General features: G+C 45.6%; 7 protein-coding genes. 5 read left to right on the top strand and 2 right to left on the bottom strand.

The annotated features are described in order from the left end of the window. Positions 1 to 170 precede the first annotated feature (170 nt). Positions 171 to 1682 (top strand): sulfatase, encoded by a 1512-nt coding sequence (locus tag FSB75_RS06270; RefSeq protein ID WP_172623075.1) that lies wholly within the window; start codon positions 171 to 173, stop codon positions 1680 to 1682. Between the two features lie 162 nt (positions 1683 to 1844). Here the strand turns inward: FSB75_RS06270 and FSB75_RS06265 are convergent, their stop codons facing one another. Both FSB75_RS06265 and FSB75_RS06260 read right to left on the bottom strand, forming a co-directional pair. After that, complete coding sequence (locus FSB75_RS06265; protein ID WP_146784381.1) at positions 1845 to 2945, bottom strand: glycoside hydrolase family 43 protein; 1101 nt, start codon at positions 2943 to 2945, stop codon at positions 1845 to 1847. Between the two features lie 102 nt (positions 2946 to 3047). Further along, positions 3048 to 9500 carry a glycosyl hydrolase gene (locus FSB75_RS06260; RefSeq protein WP_146784378.1) on the bottom strand — a complete coding sequence of 2151 codons (6453 nt, stop codon included), beginning with the start codon at positions 9498 to 9500 and terminating at the stop codon, positions 3048 to 3050. 628 nt (positions 9501 to 10128) lie between these two features. Here FSB75_RS06260 and FSB75_RS06255 point away from each other — a divergent pair. The 4 genes from FSB75_RS06255 (at position 10129) to FSB75_RS06240 (ending at position 20831) form a co-directional block, all read left to right on the top strand. After that, on the top strand, positions 10129 to 14172 hold the full coding sequence (locus FSB75_RS06255) for a hybrid sensor histidine kinase/response regulator transcription factor (RefSeq protein WP_146784376.1): 4044 nt from the start codon (positions 10129 to 10131) through the stop codon (positions 14170 to 14172). 295 nt (positions 14173 to 14467) lie between these two features. Next, positions 14468 to 17572, top strand: coding sequence for a SusC/RagA family TonB-linked outer membrane protein (locus FSB75_RS06250; protein ID WP_146784372.1), 3105 nt, complete (start codon positions 14468 to 14470; stop codon positions 17570 to 17572). A 4-nt stretch (positions 17573 to 17576) separates the two neighbouring features. After that, entirely contained in the window at positions 17577 to 19115 is a 1539-nt protein-coding gene (locus FSB75_RS06245; protein ID WP_146784369.1) for a RagB/SusD family nutrient uptake outer membrane protein, read from the top strand. 174 nt (positions 19116 to 19289) lie between these two features. Then, positions 19290 to 20831, top strand: coding sequence for a sulfatase-like hydrolase/transferase (locus FSB75_RS06240; protein ID WP_227990795.1), 1542 nt, complete (start codon positions 19290 to 19292; stop codon positions 20829 to 20831). Positions 20832 to 20870: the final 39 nt, after the last annotated feature.

Below are 20870 nucleotides of genomic sequence, written 5' to 3'. Positions count from 1 at the left end.
GGGTAAATTTATTTTTGAGACAATGACATCTTCGTGATTGTTCAATATTGCCTGCAACTCTATTCTGTCTTTGAAAAGATTAATTCAATAGTCATCCCAAATTGCAACGTTTGTCACACACAATCGGGGAAGTTCTTATTAGCTTCAAAAAAATTTTGATGATGGTTCGAATGAAAGCCTTTTTGGTTGCCTCATGCCTGGTTTTTTCGTTTATCACGCCAGCGCAAAAAACCAGGCAACCAAATGTATTGATCATCCTTGCCGATGATCTTGGATGGGCCGATCTGACTTCGTATGGAAGTACATTCTACGAAACACCGAACTTGGACAACCTGGCTTCGCAGGGAATTCGTTTTACCCAAGCCTATGCCACTTGTCCCGTTTGCAGCCCGTCACGTGCAAGCCTGATGACCGGGAAGTACACGGTTAAAACGGGAGTTACCGATTGGATAAAAGGAAGACAAGCAGATGGCAAAGCAATGCCTTACGAGAAATTGATTGCAAAGCCTACCGCCTATCAACTTGCATTGGAAGAAAAAACAATCGCAGAAGTTGCGGCCGACAATCATTATCAAACATTTTTTGCAGGCAAATGGCATTTAGGTGAGTACGAAAAATATTGGCCGGATCACCAGGGATTTCAGGTCAACACCGGTGGCTGGAGCAGTGGCTCGCCGACAGGAAAAATTAACGACACAACGGGAGGTTATTTTACGCCGTATGCCAATCCCAAAATCAAAGACGGACCGCCCGGCGAATACATAACAGACAGGCTTGCCGACGAATGCATCAATTTTATTGATAAAAACGGCGGTCGCCCGTTTTTAATGGAATACGCTTTATATGCCGTGCACAATCCTTTGCAGGCACCGGCCGCACTCATCAAAAAATATGAAGCGAAGAAAAAGCAGCTCGCTGTTCAGAACCAAGACCGGTTTGCAAAAGATGAACCCTGGATGCAATTTGAAAACGGATGGAAAAGAAGACTGGTGCAGGACAATTCAGTATACGCTGCCATGATCGAAAACATGGATTGGAATATTGGTAGGATTTTACGCAAACTAAAAGACAAGGGCATTGATGATAACACCCTCATCATTTTTACTTCCGATAACGGTGGTTTGAGCACCGCGGAGGGAAGTCCAACGGTGAACGGTCCATTAAGAGCAGGAAAAGGTTGGTTGTACGAAGGCGGCATTCGTGTTCCGGCGATCCTGTATTGGAAAGGCAAGATTGTCCCTGCAACGGTTTCCGATTTACCCATTACCACTGCGGATTTTTATCCGACCATTGCAAAAGCCATCAATGAACGTTTCCAAAAAGACAAAGCAATTGATGGTGAAAATATTCTTGCTCTTTTGGCAGATAGCAATGCGGCAAAGAAAAGGGATTTATGCTGGCATTATCCGCATTACAGCAACCAGGGCGGAAAGCCGGGTTCGGCCATTCGTAGCGGTAACTATAAACTCATTTATAACTATGAAGACAGCACTTCTGAATTGTATGATGTGGTGAAGGATATAAGTGAAAAAAACAACCTTGCTTCATCAGAGAAAAAAATAGCAGAGCGCTTAAAAGAGAAATTGATGAAATGGTTGCATGATACGCATGCTCTCTTTCCTGATAAAAATCCTAATTATAAACCTACATCAAAGGTGTTGGCAAAAGGACAGGATGAATAAAGATTTTACCGAAATGTCTTTCGATCTTGATTAAGACAAAATAATTTGCTTTCTACGTTACTTGCATTTTCACATTGGATAACGGCCTTCATCAAAGCCATAAAGGCTTGGCAAATGGCAAGTGTGTTTGAACGGTTATAAACTCTACTCTTTCCTGCTTAATCATTCCTTCATACGGATAACGGGTTTGCCGTTTTCAATTGTGAGCGGCAGCCAAACATAAGTGCCGTCGATTGCATTGTTTGGCACCCATCGGTCGGCCATAAAAATATACGTCTCCCTTTTGCCCTCAATGGGCAGTATGAACGTACCCTGTGAGTGGAAAGTAGTGGCTTTGTCTTCGTCGTTGCCAACCGCCGGATTGCCCAAACTTTCATACGGGCCGGTAATCTTATCCGCAACAAAAGACCGTGCAGGGTTGGGCGACCAGCCTGTGGTGCCCGATGTAATAAGGTAATATTTGCCCCCATGCTTTATTAATGCAGGCGCCTCGTTCGATCCTCCGGGCTGCACCCGGTAGTATTCTCCCGTGAAGCCCAGATAATCAATCGCCAGTTTGTTAACGTGCAAGGTGCTGTTGTCTTCGGAAGCCGTAATCTGATAGGCTGTGCCATCGTCATCGACGTACAAGGTCATGTCTCGCGACATTTGCCCGCTTTCGAAGTCTCGTCTTACCAAATAACCCGCTGCCCGTTTTGCGCCGAAGTTTTTGTCTTTTCTATCCAATGTTTCACCGGGAGTCAAAGGACGTTTCAACGAGTCTGGAAAATTAGTTGGCCATGCATGTGGATTGGGGCGAACACTTTTGATGTAGGTGAATGGACCTTTCGGCCGGTCTGCAACGGCAACGCCGGCCATGGCTGCCGCATAGCCTTTGCCTTTTAGCTCGTGATGAAACCACATCACGTACTTTTTTGTTTTATGATTGTAAATAACCTTTGGCCTTTCAATCAGGCAACCGGGCTGCAGCGGACTGGTAGAGTCGTTAATCATCCGCAATGCTAATCCTTCGTTTTTCCAGTTCTTCAGGTCACGAGAAGAATAACAACTTACGCCGTCCATTGCCACATTACCCACCTTGCCCTGGCCTTTAAATTCTCCGTACCAGTAATAAGACCCTTGGTGGTAAAGTATGCCGCCACCGTGCGCATTTATGGGTTTGCCGTCGGTATCATTCCAGATCGTTCCGGTATTGTATGCCTGTCCCAACAGGGTGCTGCAAAAGACGAGCGAAGTCAGGAAAGAACAAAGGATTTGCTTCATGCTATAAGTTCGTTTTGTCGCAAAAATAAATTTCTGAGTCAAGCCATAAAAAAGGTTCCCGCTAAAAAGGGGGAACCGTCGCGATTGCTATATGAGAGAAAATTAGTCCGCTAGCTTTATGAGTTTCGTTAGTGCTTTTCTTGCTCCCTGTGTTGCCTCTACCAAATACACGCCTGGCTTGTAACTCTGTCCCAATCGAATGGTTTGTCCTGCGGTTAAACTTCTCCTCGTCTCAATTTCGGTACCATTTGTACCGAATACTCTTATGACGATCGGCTCTTTGTCATTGCTGCTTTCAACCTTCAACGAGAAGCTTGAAACGCTAGGGTTGGGAAATACCTGTATGCCAAACGTTGCTGAAGGGACCTCCTCAACTGAGCGTGTAACCATTCTTTTTGTTAGTGGTGAATTGGAACAACCGCCACCGCCGGAAACGGAAACTTCGCCGCCATTTAAATTTTGTTGCACCGTTGCTGTGCCGTTCCAATTGCTCGAAAACCAAACACCGCCTGCATTACGATACAGTGTGATTGCAACGGCCTGGTCACAACCGGCTTGATGAACGATCATTTCAAACGCAGCGCCGCCCTCAATTTGCACCTGGCTTAAGTCGGGCATTTGTTCCACCAGGTTTGCCTTGGCACTGAATGTGGCCGTTGCCGTAGGGGCGCCCACATTCAGTGCAGAAATGGCATTTGTCTTTATGAGATAAGTGTGCGGCTGGTTATCCAAAGTGCCGTCAGTTTTAAAAAAGCTGCGTACCAAGATTGTTGCTTTCCCTTTTGGGTTGGTGCCGGATTTTGTGTACGAAATGTCGGTTTGAAAATCGGTATTGAGTCCGGCCATTCCTTTTAGGTAACCTGAAGAATAAACGTTCTCGATGCGTCCTCCGCCGACCAGGAAGCCACCCGGCACGGGCTTGGAAACAGTCACAATGGATTGTGCCGAAGCAAGATTAGGATCGTTTGTGTAGGCACCAGACACACCTACCGCAACCTGAAAGTCTTTCGCATTATTGTTTCCAATATTTAATTGCACCATCGCACTTGCCGTACCAATGGAGCCATCATTCACATCCACCAAGCCAACGGGAATGTTTTGTGCTCCTGCTATTGGTGTTAACGTTGCTCCATTTACAAGGTAAAAGGTAACGTTTGCGCCTCTCATATCACCTCGTGGCGCATTGTTATCCTTGATGGTTGTAACCAATTTTACGGAGGCTGTACTCGAGTTGACGTTTGACGTCCAGGCAAAAAGGTTGCCCGTATAAAAGCCTACACCCGTATTGTATGGACTGGCGTCCCTCTGCAAAACGGTTAAATTTTTCGATTGCGAGCTTCCGTCGTAGTTCGGATTGCTGCTCGAAAAACTTGCCGTCACCGCATACGGGTTGGTAGAGGGAAGATTTGTGACCTGCGGAACTATCGTCGCTTGCATGACTCCTTGCTGATCGCCCGGGACAGGCACTACCGCTACTGGTGAGCCGTACGCTATACCGCCAACGGAGAATTGTACAAATCCCGTTAGCGTGCCGCCTGTGTTTGCCGGTTTAATTTGCGCCGTCATTGTTAAGGCATCCATATACCGCACCGTGGCAGCGCTGGTTACGACAGTGGTAGAAGTTCCGGCCTTCAAAATTTTTGCGGTGCCTGATGCGGTATTGTTGGTTAATTTGTAATTGCCCGCATCGGCGCCGGATAATGTGATGCCGGCTGTCGAAACGGGCCACGTTCCAACATTAAAGTCAGCAAAGTTTGAAGTGGTGTATGAAACCGTTACGTCATCTCCTGCAAATTGATCCGTAGATAAAGTAGTGTTGGCGGAAGTGTTTCCATCAAAAGCCTTATCGTTTGGCGTAGCTGAAACAATTAAATCTTTGGGCAAGATAACGGCATCGTTAGCGGTATTTGCTACAATCTGCGCAAGCGAATAGTTGGCGCCACTAGCGCCGCTGAGGGCAAGACCCGAGACAGTAACGATTTTGTCGGTACCGACATCTTTCACATCAAAATTTGCTGCGTCGTACGAAAGATTTACCGCATCGTTATTTACTCTGTTATCGGTCAGTTTCACGTTAGCAGTTGTGTTGGCAGGATCCGTTGTGACAGTCGCTAACCTTGTGCCGTTATATACCTTGGCAGCGCCGCTTGAAGCGGTAACAAGAAGTGGTCTTGCTTCTACCCGCAAATTTCCGTTCGTAGTGACCACCGTATAATTTGGATTCAAGCCTATCGTTGCCATGATGGGATAGTTGCCCACACCAGAATATTTAGAAGCGGGAGTAGTGAGGGTATAATCAAGTGCATCGCCATTTATCAAGCCGCTTATGGCTGCATCAACGACCGGATTGTCGTCGCCATAAATTTTCGATTTATCATTAACCGCAACCGTTACAGCCATCGGATTAACCGTAAGGCTAACGGTATTCGTTGTGGCGTTGCCGCATGCATTCGTTACAACGCATTTGTATTGAGAACCACTCATGGAAACGTTTAAGGATGAAACATCGAGCTCTGAAGAAGTGAAACCTGTGTAGATGTTTCCAGGATTGTTCGAAGCATTGATATCCGCAAACCCGCTTCCGGTATTCACTTGCCATTGATAGGAAAGTACAGCCGTTCCCGATGCTGCAAATGCAAAGCGGGCCGTATCGCCGTAGGTTCTTGAGCGGTCGATTGGTTGTGCCGTAACAGAAGGAACTTCACAGGTCAGTTTATAGGTTCCGGTTAGGGTACGTGCCTGCGTTGGCGCGAACTGATAGCTGTAACCCTGTTGCGAAGAAGAGGCTATTGATCCCCCGCTTGCTGTTGCCTCGGACAGTGAAAAAATATTTCCTCCGGGAACAGTGACGGTAGCAGGATAGGTGAAATAGACCTGTTTGTTTGTGGCTACCGGTATCACAAAGTCCGTTGCTTGTGTAAGCGGCGCACTTACGGTTGTCTGGTCAGTGTAAAACTTATGGTTAACGATCACACTTGTTGAGCCAGCAGGCAGACCGCTTGTTGTGAATGTGACATTGCTAATCGGTTGCTCTTTAATGACGATTTTATCAAGAAGAGGGGCGTTTGTTCCGGTTGCCCGAATGTCGATCGTGTTGATGCCCTGAGTCAGAGTGAGCGGGATCGTTTTGATTTTAGGAGAACCTGCGGGCGATTCAAAACACCAATTGCCAGAGGGATCGAAAGTGTAAGTGGTATAAGCTCCCCCGTTTACCGACATCTTCAAATTACGGGCATCCTTGGATGTATAAGAAACGTCCACGTCATAGGTTTTGCCCTCCGGGCACAGAATGTTGTTGTACCGTATCCCGTTTGCCGTACTGGAGCCGGGGCTTACGAGAGCACCGTTCGAAGCGTTGCTACAGGTGCTGATAGTAGTAGCGCCTACAATTTCGGCCAACTCCGCTTCAAGACTGACATCGGTAAGCGGTGCTTTTTCCAGTTTGATTTTGTCGATGAAAGGCGAGTTAGGAAGAGAAGTTCCCGAGATAATTGCGCCCCAAGGCTTGAGATCAATTGTGTTAAGACCACGATTAAGGTTTACCACTACTTCATAAATACCGGGATAACCCTTGGTCGTGTTGGTTGCGTCAACAAAGCACCAGTTGCCGGATGAAGGCACTGTTTGCCGGCTTAACGTTGTGCCATTTACGACCACCTTAAAATTCCGGACGTCTTTGCTCATGTAGGAAACCTTCAATTTATAGGTGCCGGCATTGCTGGCTACTATCTTGTCAAACCGTACGCCGTTGGCAGCGGCGGTGCCCATCGTCACCTGTTGCCCATTGGAAGAATTTTCGCAGACCGCCGCAGTCACAGTTCCTAGGAACGTAGCTGTTTCGGCTTCAAACTCCAGGTTCTCCGTTAGCAGCAACACATCCGGATCTGTTGTAGAAGGCGTTTTGCCTTTCGTTGCAATAGCCATGCGATCAACGTGCACGTTGCCGCCGGCGATGGCAAGCCTTACCGTATGCTGGCCTTCTGTAAGGAAGAAGCTGAAGGCGCGGTCTTCGGTGCCATAGCTGTAATGGAATTTCTTCCAGTACCACTCATACAATGAATTACCAAGATGATCCCATTTTCGGTAAGGTTCATCATCCACCGCAATCCACAGGCTGTTTTCGCCTGTATTGAGTGCTTGAATTTTTGCCCATAGTTCGTATTCATCTGCCGTAGCCACGTTGAATGTAAACGACATTACATTATCCGTGCCCGTTGGGGGCTGACTGGATATTATGTTGGTTGCGCTTTTCAAATAGTTTCCGCCGCCCGCATTGATCGCGGTTTGATAAAGCCAATTGGCGCCATAGGTCGCGTTTTCTGCTTCGTAAAAATTCAATATGTCGGTTGCGGCCAACCCGAAAGTCACCGTGCCTGGTGAGCAGAAACCGGCATCCTTCTTTAAAGCTTCCAAATCTTCCTGGCCATTCGTTACCGCAATTTGATCAAGCATGATGTTGGCGTTCGAGAATTCAATCGTAAGTCGATGTGTGCCCGTACCGAGATCGTAGAATCGGGGTATCTGGAACCAGGTGAAAGTAGAGCTTGTGAATGGTGACATTTGCTCCGGCGCACTTCCGTCCATCCCTACTTTAATGGAACCGGTACCGGCCGAAGCAGAGCGGATGTAAACGCGGTACGTTCCAGCCGCGGGTATGTCAAATTCATAATGGATTTGTTTAGCAATAGTGGTGGCGCCAGCCAGTGTTGCATCACCTTTTAGGTACATTCCATTCGATGCTGACGCATCGTTCGTCACTGCCCACTGGCTACCGATGTATTTTCCACACTCGGCTTCAAATGATATTGTGCTGGTTGATGGCGAGACGTAAGGAAGATCAAGGCCGTTAAGATTATTCGCAGAGACATAAGTGGGACTTGGTATTGATGGTCCCGACGAAGTGGTATCGTAAACGGTACCGATGTTGGTTAAGGCGCCGCCTGCATCCAAATAATTAGCATTGTTTCCATTGGGTTGAAAATAGGCGTATCGCTCCACGTAACGTAGGGTGTCGAGAAACGGCAGTGCCAACTTCAGGAATCCTTCTCCCGTTGCGTTTGGGCGGTTAGGGTTGGCGTTAAATTCTGTGATCCAAATTGGCAGGTGATAAATGTTGTAAACATTTTGCAGGTAGGATTTAAAACGATTAAAAATCTGCTGCGGTGTTGCATCGGGTGTGCTGGCCGGGTTGCTTCCCCAATCATACCAATGCACGGCAACGAAATCGAAACGAACATCTTTTGCTTTTGCCAACGCATTGAAATCTTTTAACCAACCGGTCGGGCCTTCTTCACGTGGCGCCGGTGATCCCAACCGAACACCTAAACTCATCAAGTTCTCGTAGTAGGCAACTGCAACCGCAGGCTGACAAAGGTTGTTGTATTGACCTGATTGATCGTTGCAGTTATCGGATTCGTTGAAACCCAAAAGATGAGTTGTTTTTTTCTTTGCGATAACCGTGCTAATGGCCGCCGGAAACGCTCCGCTTGCACCCCAGGCCATCGGTACGTATTCGTGGTTCGGGGTCGACAGGTTGTTGTTGTTCCAGTTGTAAAACCACGAAGCGCTGAGTTGATCAATAAAGCCACCGGTTCCCTTTTTTGTAACCCAATTCCATGGCACAACCCGAATAAAACTGACGTTGCCTTGCAGTGCCACGTCAAGAGCATTGATGGTCATATTTGCCTCCGAAGCAATGTATACCCGGCTCTTGCCTGTACCGTTGGTGTTCACGGCCAGCGTAGCCATAAAACCTCTTTTCAACGTGAACGATCGAACGTTGTCGTTCATCCCGTTTGGTATGGCCGCGCCGCTATAAATAATGTCTTCGTTTACATCGGCAGAGGAGCCTTGCAAATTTGTGTTGCTGTAAATTTTTGCCGCAGCAAAGGTGTTGGAAAGTGGTCGTACTACTGAACCTTTCTGGTAGTATTGATTGATGCGAAAGTTATTGTCCAATGTTCCTGCGGCATCATTCACGAAGATGTTTCCCAGTCTCGCCACCAAGCTTTGCGGATTGTCCTGATGAATGTAAACCCACGAAGCAGCATCAAGAAAATTAAGAGACAGTTGGGCGGACATGCTGCCGGTGCGCAGATGAACCGTGCTTTCGTTTTGCATGGAAAGCGTTCCTTGTGTGATTGTGCCGCTGCTGACGTCAAGTGAGGAACTTACCAACGTGATTCCCTTTTGGGCACAGCCAAAAACAATATCACCATTTGCAATCACATTTGCCGACTGAATGTAAAGGTTGAAATTAATCGCGGACCCTGGGTTTATCGAGTTGTTGTCAGGGTGTGGATCATTTATCAAATCAGGTGCTGTTGGACAAATCCGGTAGAGATACTGACTGCCGGCATTACACGAACCGGTGGCCAGCCGCCAATTGGCTTCATTAAAAAAATCATTGTCTGCTTCTCCGGTCCAATAGAGGTATTGAGCAGCCGGATCGCAAGCATTACCGTTTTGGCCGGCGGCCCGGAAGCTTGTCGTTAACAGGATGAATGTGAGAAGCAAGAGGGAAAGTTTTTTTGTGTAGCAGAAGATAGCAGGCATGGCAAGACTGGTTTGATTGAAGAGATGCCGTAAACCTATTCGCTAATACAAAAATGATGTAGGTGTAGTTGGTTCAAAAAAGGGGCTTATGGCTTCTTTCTCATACCAAGGTTTGAGACTATAGCTGCCGATGAAAGCTTTGTTTGATGTTCTTTTCTTTTTGACACAATTATCCCGCATAATTGGACTTACAGCAATCCTCGTTTTTATGCACCTAATCTACATTCGTGACGATCAGCAATTAGGTTTCATGCGAACAGATTTGATGTTGCCTTGTATCAAGCAAAAGCTACTCTATGACATGAACTTATTACAAAGCTGAAAACAGAATTCGCGGTACCTATCAACTAAAAAACCCTTAACAACAAAAACACTATCCGAAATGCCGATCTTCAATAACAAGAAACTGGATTTTAATAAAGACGCGGGCAGAATTAACGCGAAGCTTTTTATCATCTACATTTTGCTCATACTGTTGTTCGTTGCCTTGATTTATTTGCTCTAAGATTTAAGACGGCCGATATTTTTTCTAAATTGTTGGTGATTTCTTTCTGATCGCTTTAAAAGGAAATAAAACAGAAATTGCTTGCTGCCGAAACGTTTAAAATATCTCCCCCTTTTTTTATGGATGTTTCCACATGCTCTCCCGGCAAGTTCGCAACAGATTAATTTTCTCAACGTATCGGATCAACTTGTAAACCATGAAGTGACTTCCATCTTGCAGGACAAGAACGGCTTTATGTGGATTGGCACACGCGGCGGATTGCAACGCTTCAACGGCTATGAAATGAAATTGCTGAAGAATGACTTTGGGTCCGATAAAAATTTACTAAGTCAATCAATTGAAGTCTTGCAAAACGGACGGGAGAACAATATTTGGATTGGCACGAAATCCGGTGGATTAAGCGAGTACAACCTGAGCACCGGTAAAATCACCAACTACGATTCCGCCGGTCGAACCATCAGGGACTTTAATTCGGATTATGTCTTGTCGTTGTTCGATGCAGATGCCGATAGACTGTTGATTGGCACGTGGAAGGGATTTGCCTTCCTTAACAAAAAGAAAGGGCAATTTACTGTTGTCAATTCTGATTGGAAGACATTCGATATTCAGTCGGATCGAACAGGTGGCTATTGGCTGGCCACAAGTGCAGGACTGCGCCATTTGAACAGCAATCTGGAAAATGATGGTTCGTACAATTTTGGGTTTACAGGTATTGACGTCACTTCGATCGTCGTTGACAGGCGTGAAAACGTTCTTTGGCTCGGGACGTGGCAGCAGGGTTTAATCTATTTTAATCCTGTCACGAAACAAACTCTCATTTACAAACATGAGGACGGCAATGAACAATCCTTAAGCTCCAACAATACCTACAAAATTTTACAAGACTCAAACGGTGCCATTTGGGTCGGCACTTGGGGCGGTGGCTTGAATCTTTTTGATAAGGCCTCTAAGACCTTCAAAAAAATTCATCTCAACATTCCCGGAATCAATACGACCGACAACCAGATTATCCTGAGTATACGCGAAACCCAACCCGGTTTGTTATGGGTGGGTACAGACGGTACCGGTTTTTTCAAACTTGACATTAATCAAAAGAAGTTTCTAAACATCGGTTTTAATAACGAGCACAATCCATTTAACGGCAGTACGCACATTATCGGAACTTTTGTTGATCCATACAACAAACTCTGGATCGGTAGAAAGGGAGGCCAAATAAAATATTCGTCCAACTGGGACGGCAATCAGCAACCCGCTTTGCATGATTTGCTCTTTGCTAATTCTTCCAAGACAATTTACGAGGCAAGGGCTTTCCTGCAGACAGGTGACTACTTATGGATAGCGACCAATCAAGGTTTGGTAAGAGTAGTTAATCGCGGCAATCTGCTTGGTAAACCGGAGGTTTTTTTGCCGGATAAAAATGATTCGTTTGCGATAAGCGGCAGAAAGTTGGATGACATAAAACAGGACGCTTCCGGTAAGATTTGGATCGGGACGCAGGAAAAAGGGCTGAGTGCAATTGTTGGCTTTGATAAGGCCAATAAGCCGCTGTTTAAAAACTACCTGCACAAATACGGTGAACAGAATGCCATCCAGAACGAAAGAGTAAGTTGTTTGTTGGTGGATTCAAAAGACCGGTTATGGTTTGGCACGTACAAAGGCCTGCATTTATATAACCGTGCGAACGATGATTTTAAAAATTTTGTTCAAACAAACGATCCTCGCACCAGCATTAGCAACAACACGGTTTTGTGTCTTGCAGAAGATGATGCCGGGAACATTTGGGCGGGAACTCAATTCGGGTTGAATAAGATTACGGTCGACGCGACAGGCCAATTGCTTGTAAAAAGATTTACAACCAAAGAAGGCTTGCCCAGCGACTACATCCATGCTGTAAGACCCGACAAGAACGGTATTGTTTGGGTAAGTACAAACAAGGGTATTATCAAGATCAATTCAGTCACGGGTGCTATTAACGTGTTTGACAAAAGGGACGGCATACAATCTGATATCTTTTCCGAGAACGCATCATTCAGGGATAAGCAGGGTAGATTTTTCTTCGGTGGTGTTGAAGGACTAACGTATTTCCATCCCGACAGTATCAAGATCAATTCTTTTACGCCGCCTCTCTTTTTCACCAACCTTTCCATCAACAATCAACCCTATGAGTTTGGAAAAGCAAACGATGCAACGTCGGTTTTGAACAAGCCTTTCGAGGAAACAGAAAGCATTACGCTCAACGATAATCAAAACATTTTTTCGATACAATTTGCCGCCCTTGATTTTCACGCTCCCGATAAGAACGATTACATGTACAAACTGGAAGGGTTTAACAAGGATTGGGTGTACACAGGAAATGAACGCCAGGTATCGTTTACCAATCTCAAGCCCGGAACGTATTACCTGAAAGTGAAAGCCACCAACAGCGATAAACTCTGGAACACAACGGTTCGCCAACTCAAGATCAACATACTGCCACCAATTTGGAAAACATGGTGGGCCTACTCAATTTATATAGCTCTGTTTATTTTTCTTCTGTGGCTCACACGCTATTTAGGGCTTCGGGAACTTGCCCTAAAAAATCAGTTAGCCTTGGCAAGATTGGACGGCGAGCAGGAAAAAAAGCTGGCCAATTATAAAGAACGGTTGTTTACAAATATCTCTCACGAGTTCCGCACGCCGCTCACTTTAATTCTTGGTCCCCTTGACGATTTGTTGCAGAGAAAAAAATTAGAGGCAACCGTTGACAAAAGCTTGCGCTTGATCCAAAAGCAATCAAAGCGAATGCTGCGCATGGTAAACCAGTTGCTCGACTTCCAGAAGGCAGAAGCGGGGAGCTTAAAACTATCGCCCCAACCCGGGGAGTTGGTTTCTTTCTGTCACGATGTCTATTTGCTTTTTAAAGAAGAAGCGGCACGGAAAAATATTGAGTATGTCTTTGAAAGTGAGGATAAATTTTTGTCTTTTACATTCGATCACAACAAGCTTGAAATCATAATCTTCAATTTGCTTTCAAATGCCTTCAAGTTCACGGGCAAGGATGGCTTTATCAAATTGAGCGTACGTAATCGTTTTAAACAATATTGCGAGATAATTGTTGAAGATAACGGTGCAGGTATTGGTCAAACGGAAATAGACAAGATTTTCGACCGGTTTTACCGGGGAAAGGAAATGGATGCTGCGGCCATCTCGGGGACCGGTATAGGTCTATCGTTTGTAAAAGAACTGGCGGAGCTTCATGGCGGAACCATTATTGCGCAAAGTGACGGAATCAAAGGTGCAACCTTCAGGCTTAAATTACCTTTCAAATCGCACGTAGATGGTGTTCTGTATGATGCGGCTTGTTACCCGCAAATTGAATCATCAACAAATCCTTATGAGATGTCGGACGAAAACGTAGCAACCAAAGAAATGGACCAGGAGCTTCCGATAATTTTAGTGGTGGAAGATGAGGCTGATATTTTACAGTACATCTACGAAATTTTATCGCCTTCGTTTAAGGTTGTAACAGCAACGAATGGAAAGGAAGGTCTTGCGCAGGCATTGGAAGCGATTCCCGATTTGGTTGTAAGTGATGTGATGATGCCCGAAATGGATGGCATGGAATTGTGCCGCATGCTGAAATCAGATAAGCGAACCTCTCACATTCCCGTTATTCTCCTTACTGCGTTGTCCGACATGGCGCACCACATACAAGGCATCAAAGAAGGCGCGGACGTTTATTTGCCGAAGCCATTCAACTCGCAGTTGTTGTTGGTGCATATTCACAACCTGATCAAGTCAAGGGACAACCTGAAAGAACTTTATGCAAAACGCATCACTCTCGGTGTTGGCAAATTTGAAATCACAACCTACGAAGAAGAGTTCCTGGATAAGCTGGTAAAACTGGTAGAAGAGAACATTACGGTGAGTGAATTTGGTAACGATGACTTGGCAAATCTTATGTTCATGAGCCGCTCCACGTTTTACCGGAAATTAAAAGCAGTTACCGGAATGTCGGGTAACGAATTTATACGAACAGCCCGATTGAATTATGCTGTGAAATTGCTTGAGAGTGGTAAATATTCTGTGGCTGACGCGGCCTTTGAGGCGGGCTTTAATGACGTCAAATATTTCAGGAAACGTTTCCAGGATCAATTTGGTTCAACGCCTTCTGAATACAAGAAGTAATCAATCGCAAACTTTTGTTTGCGGACTGTTTTCCTGCTTGCTGCTTGTGATTTTTACAATTTCCAAATCTTCAAATAGAACACGTTTCGAGAGGGAGACGGTGGCAATTTCCGATACGTTGTATACTTGGGTTATTTGCCTTCATTTGATCTTCTAACAGACAACTGGCGCTATCCATTTCAGGTAAAATAGATGAAACAATTGCACCTCATTTTTGAAAGACACACACACCCTCGCTCCAAAATATTCTTGCGTACTTAGCCAAAGGATAATCTAACTACATAAATCTAAACCGATGCTTGTGTCAAAAATGAATTTGCTTGCCCGCATAGGCATTCTCCATTTCTTTCTCTTTTTCAGCCTGTGTGCGTTTTGTCAAACCACAACCGTGAGCGGCACAGTAGTCAATGCAGCGGACAACACGCCAATTGAAGGCGTTTCCGTCAAAGAAAGCGGCACAAAAAATGGCGCTGTTACCGACAAGGAAGGGCACTACCGCTTTGCTGCTAAAACGCCAATGCCAACCTTGATATTCAGCAGCGTTGGCCATCAAACATATACCGTCAAATGGACGGGCGAACCCCTTTCCGTAAAACTTGAGGCGACAAATTCCGTAATGCAGGATGTGGTAGTAGTGGGTTATGGCACACAGAAAAAAGTCAATCAAACCGGCTCCACGCAAACAGCAAAGTTTGACGAGTCGGTAAACCAGCCCGTTACCAACACGGGTCAATTAATGGCCGGGAAATTTGCCGGTGTACAACTTACGCAGGCAAGCGGCCTGCCGGGTGCTGATGCTTCAAGCATCGTTATTCGCGGCATAGGCACATTTGGTGCAACAACGCCGTTGGTGGTCATTGACAACATTCAGTACATTGGCCTGGAAGCATTCAACAATCTATCGCCCTCCGATATCGAAACCATTTCTGTTTTGAAAGATGCATCGGCCAGTTCCATCTACGGTGCCCGCGGTGCAAACGGCGTCATTGTCGTAACCACTAAAAAAGGCAAAAGCGGCACCGGAAGTGTTATTTACAACAACTATTTCGGCGTTCAGCAAGTAACGGTTGTACCGCATTATTTGGATGCTGTAAACTATGCAAGGCTGAAGAATGAACACGATATCAATTTAAACGGAGCCAATGCGCCGTTGCGCTATACTGATGCTGAAATTCAATCGATCATTGACGGCACAGACTCTGATCGCTTTGCGAACACCAACTGGGCGAAAGCAATCTTACGAAACGCTCCGGTTCAAAATCACTATCTCGCTTTTTCGGGCGGAAACGATAAAACAACATACCGGCTTTCTATTGGTTACCTTGATCAGCAGGCCGTCGTGCAAGGGAGGTTTAAGTCGCAGCGCTATACCCTGGGGTTAAACCTGAGTTCAACAATTAAAGATTGGTTGACGGTAACCAATGTTACCAATGCCTATTGGTCAAAGTTTAAAGGCCCGACCGGCGGCGCTGATGCCATTACCGGAGAAACAGGAATCATCAATCAATTTCAGCGATCTGCGCCAACGATTCCTGTTTATTATTCCAATGGCGAATACGGAATTGTTGACGGGTCTTATCTAAAAATCAATGCAAGTTTTCCTGCCACGCATGCCATCAGGCGTGGATACCTCGGAGATTTCACAAGCAATCAAATAAACATTGCTGACCGCCTGGGACTTAAGGTAAATTTTACGAAGCAACTTTCTTTTGAGGTGAGTGGCAGCGTGAACCTTAATAATGTGAACGAGGTTGATTTCTCGCCAACGAATTCAACCTACGACTGGGCGGGAAACCTGGTTGGGCAAACCACGACGAACACGCTAAAGAACAATACAAGTTTCAACTACCGGTTGATGAACGAAAACATCCTTCGGTATGCAACTGTCATTGCGAAAAACCACGACTTGTCAATCCTGCTTGGGCACTCGGTAAACTATTATCGAACGCACGGCTTTGCCGGTTCGTTACAGGGATTCCCATCGAATGCCTTGCAGGAATTTAATGCAGGTGGCGTGTTAAATCCGAACGTGAGTGGTGGTTCGCAGGAAGAAGCTTTGCAGTCTTTTTTTGGACGCGTTAACTATATATTCAACCGAAAGTATTTGTTTGAATTCAACTTGAGAAGGGACGGCTCTTCGAAGTTCGGGCCCAATCATAAATACGGAACGTTTCCCTCTGCGTCCGCCGGCTGGCGAATCAGCGAGGAAAACTTTATGAGAAATGTGAACTGGGTTTCGGATCTTAAACTTAGAGGTAGTTGGGGTATTACCGGGAACGACAACATCAACAACTACATTTTTGATCAAACGTACAATGCAGGCCTCGACTATTTTCTCGGGACAAATACAATTGTTACCGCTGTAGCGCTTACCAGCCTTGCCAACCCAACCATAAGATGGGAAACCGTTAAGCAAGTTGATTTGGGATTGGACGCGACTTTTCTCCGCAATAAATTGTCGCTTTCGGCTGACTATTTTCAACGAAACAGTTACGATCTTCTTTACGCCAAATTTCCCGTCCCAAGTACGCTCGGCGTAACAAACCTTGCCGCGCAAAATGCAGCAAGCATGACCAATAGCGGAGTTGAAGTAGTGGCAAACTACCGCAATAAGTTCAAACAATTTGGTTATGAAATTGGCGCCAGCGTCAGCAAGTTTAACGATAACAAAGTGACAGGTTTGGGTGATAGAGGTGTGGAAACCATCAATGCTGAAACGATCATTCGGATCGGACAACCCTTCAACGCATATTATGGTTACAAGGTGCTTGGTATCTTTCAAAGCGCCGCCGAAGTTACCAGTTCGCCCACGCAGGCTACCGGTACTGCCCCGGGTGATTTTAAGTTCGCCGATTTGTCGGGTCCTGCCGGAAAGCCCGACGGAAAAATTGATGCGTTTGATAAGACAGTCATTGGCAATCCTTATCCGAAATGGATCTATAATTTCAATGCAAATGTCAGTTTTAAAGGAATTGATTTCTCGGTGTTGTTTGAAGGCGTGAAAGACGTTGATCGATTGATGAACGACAACGGACAGTTGCCAATGGACGGAGACCGAAACAATGCCTTGTCTTACTGGGTCGACCGGTGGACGCCGACACACCCTTCGACAACGCTGCCCAGGCTTGGCGGTTCCAGTCTGAATTCGCAACCGTCCGATTTTTATATCGAGGATGTATCGTATTTGCGATTGAAAAATATTGAGCTCGGGTACACTTTACCGGCTGCTCTTACAAAAAAAATCGCCGTCGCCAAATTCAGGTTTTTCGTAAGCGGTCAAAATGCAGTCACGTTCACGAAGTTTAAAAATTTTGATCCCGAGCGGGCAAAGGGAGGCAACACCGACCAACTGACGCCTTTGTATAAAATTTTAACCGTTGGTCTAAACGTAAAATTTTAAGATCATGAAAAAGATAGTATCAATCATATTCATCTTCACCTTTTCAAGCTGTTCAAAAGGCTTTCTTGACCGGCACTCATTGGTAGACTTAGCGCAAAACAGCTTTTGGCAAACAGAAAAAGACGCCTACCTGGGAATCAACGGCGTGTATGACGTATTGCAAGACCGCGTATTGTACAGCGGCAATCTCAATGGCACCGCGGGTTTCACTCAATACGATGGTTTTGGCGACAATGCGTACAACAATTATAAATTTGAAGGACCGGGGAATTTTATGGTAGCAAATATCAATCCCTCTGATGGCTTCTTCAATCAACTCTGGGTTTCTTCCTACAAAGGAATCGCGAGGGCAAACGTTGCCATCGAAAACATCCCGAAGATTCCCACTTCAGGTATCACCGATGCCAGTCGGAAAGTGCTTTTGGGACAGGCTTTGTTTTTACGATCGCTCTTTTACATGAACCTGGCTATGTATTTTCAGGATGTGCCCCTGATCACTAAGGTGCAAACCTTAAATGACGCTTTTGTTCCAAAGAATACTTACCAGGAAGTTTCAGCACAGGTGCTGGCTGATCTGACCCAGGCCATAACGCTGCTTCCCAACTCTTACCCGACTGCGCAATATGGCTATGCCACGAAAGGTGCGGCCCTCGGTTTATTGGCCAGGTTTCATTTGTACAATAAAAACTACCAGGGAGTTCTGGATGCAACTGCGCCGCTTTTGACAATGGGGTATGGGCTTCACCCGAACTATTCACAACTGTTTACAGAAGCGGGTGAATTTTCTAATGAAATTGTTTTTCCCGTTCGGTTTAACCAGGATGTCTCCAACAACGGTGAACTGTTCTCGGGAACGTTTGCAGCCGCTCCAAAGGTTGACCAGCAGCCAATGAAAAATTTGGTAAACGACTATTATTGTAAAGATGGAAAACCAATCACCACATCTGCTTTATACAGTGCCGCCAACCCCAAGGCAAACAGGGACCCACGTTTGTCGGCGTCCATTTATTTTAAAAACGATACGTTTCTTATTGACGTAGCAAAAGTTTTCACAGGCAATACAGCCACTGGGTATGGACAGCGGAAATACATCCGAAACAATAACTCGTCTGCTTCCGGTGTGGCCGTATTTAGTCCTGGCGGCCAGGATTATTATTTGATTCGTTACGCAGACATCTTGTTGATGCGTGCAGAAGCGATGGTGGAGTTGAACCAATTGTCTACTGTTTATCCTTTGGTGAATCAAGTTCGAGCAAGGGTGGGAATGCCTTCTGTAGAAACCGTCGAAGGTGCAGGCTTAACACAAACGGCGTTAAGAACCATCGTGCGGCACGAACGAAGAATTGAACTTGCCTTTGAAGGCCTTCGTTATTACGATCTCAAAAGATGGGGTGAAGTTAGCAATGCGTATCAACGGGCGATAGCCGACAACGTTGCGGGATATACACCGGTATATCAGGCCGGCAAAGCTGAAGTATTTCCGATCCCGCAAAGCGAATTGAACGTAAACAGTAGTCTTACGCAAATAGCTGCATGGCAGTAAGGGCAACGATGACTTTTACACATCTGAGCAACGAGGAGTTTAAGTGCGTGAGGAGCATACATTCCGGTGACTTGTTTTACTTAGGCAATAGGCAACGTTCCGAGTTTAAGGCAGCGTAGTGAAACATAAAATGCACGTACAGATTTATTATTGAACTAATCCAAAATTGAAGTTGTGACGCTACCCAAATTCAGAGTATTGCTTGTTGTATTGTTACTGTTCGCAAATTGTTCGCTGCTTGCACAAAAAAATGCAAAGCCGAATATTGTTTTGATCTATACCGATGATTTAGGCTATGGCGACATTAGCTGCAACGGATCTTCCGCCATACAAACACCTAACATTGACAAGCTTGCGAAGAATGGTGTACGTTTTACAAATGCACATGCCACATCAGCCACGTGCACACCGTCTCGTTACTCATTACTAACGGGGCAATACGCATGGAGAAAACAAGGGACCGGTATTGCTCCGGGAGATGCTTCTCTTCTTATTCCCACAACAATAACTACGCTGCCTGGGATGCTAAAAAAAGCAGGATATAAAAACGCCGTTATTGGAAAATGGCATTTAGGATTGGGAGGCGAAGGAGGACCGGACTGGAACGGCACGATTGCGCCGGGTCCGTTGGAGATTGGCTTCGATTATTCTTTCTTAATTCCTGCAACCGGCGACAGGGTGCCGTGTGTATTCGTCGAAAACCATAGCGTTGTTAACCTCGATAAAAACGACCCGATTAAGGTGAGTTATCAAGGGCCGGTTGATCCGGACGCACCAACCGGTGCGAAAAATCCCGAACTGTTAAAAATGCTTCCTTCGCACGGTCACGATCAAACAATCGTGAACGGCGTTAGCCGAATCGGATACATGAGCGGAGGAAAAACAGCACTATGGCACGATGAAGATTTTGCCGAAACCTTTTTAAAAAAGGCTGATGCTTTCATCACCAAAAACAAAAGCCTTCCTTTCTTCTTATACTTTGCAACCCACGACATTCACGTGCCCCGATTACCCAACGAAAAATTTGTAGGAAAAAGCGGGCTTGGGCCAAGGGGTGATGCCATTCTGGAATTGGATTGGACAGTAGGTGAACTGTATAAGATCCTTTCCGCGAACAAGCTGTTGGAAAACACACTCATCATTTTTACGAGCGACAATGGCTACGTGTTAAACGATGGGTATAAAGATGATGCCGTTGAAAAACTGGGCAATCATAAAGCCGGCGGCGTTTACCGTGGCGGTAAATACAGCGCCTTTGAAGCCGGTACAAGAGTACCGATGATTGTAAGCTGGAAAGGCAAAGTAGTGCCGGGCAGGATCAGCAATGCAATGTTTAGTCAGATAGATTTTTATGCTTCCCTTGCTGAACTAACGCATGTTGCAGTAGGCCAACGAATGGCTCCCGATAGCAGGAACTTTTTGCAAACCCTGTTAGATACAAAGCCTGTCTCAAGAGATTACATCATCGAACAATCATTGAATTCAACGTTGTCTATTATCAGGGACAAATGGAAATACATTGAACCATCAAAAGGACCGGCCGTAAACAAGGATACCAACACGGAATTGGGAAATTTAAAATCGGATCAGTTGTACGATTTGACGATTGACCCCGGCGAAACAAACAACCTCGCTGAAAAATATCCTGCTATCGTCACGCAATTGAAGTCATTGTTGGAAAAGGAAAAAAGCAAAACCAACTTCCCAGCGCTATAATGGATGTAACCGAATCTAATTCCGGCCCTTCACCCTCAT

The organism is Flavisolibacter ginsenosidimutans, from assembly GCF_007970805.1.
Taxonomy (GTDB): Bacteria; Bacteroidota; Bacteroidia; order Chitinophagales; family Chitinophagaceae; genus Flavisolibacter; species Flavisolibacter ginsenosidimutans.
The sequence above is the reverse complement of the archived record's forward strand: the minus strand, read 5'-3'. Positions and strand labels throughout refer to the sequence as shown.

Coding starts and splice junctions, on each gene's coding strand:
- FSB75_RS06245 (WP_146784369.1), top strand. CDS start 17,577: ATGAAAAAGATAGTATCAATCATATTCATCTTCACCTTTTCAAGCTGT.
- FSB75_RS06255 (WP_146784376.1), top strand. CDS start 10,129: ATGTTTCCACATGCTCTCCCGGCAAGTTCGCAACAGATTAATTTTCTC.
- FSB75_RS06265 (WP_146784381.1), bottom strand. CDS start 2,945: ATGAAGCAAATCCTTTGTTCTTTCCTGACTTCGCTCGTCTTTTGCAGC.
- FSB75_RS06260 (WP_146784378.1), bottom strand. CDS start 9,500: ATGCCTGCTATCTTCTGCTACACAAAAAAACTTTCCCTCTTGCTTCTC.
- FSB75_RS06250 (WP_146784372.1), top strand. CDS start 14,468: ATGCTTGTGTCAAAAATGAATTTGCTTGCCCGCATAGGCATTCTCCAT.
- FSB75_RS06270 (WP_172623075.1), top strand. CDS start 171: ATGAAAGCCTTTTTGGTTGCCTCATGCCTGGTTTTTTCGTTTATCACG.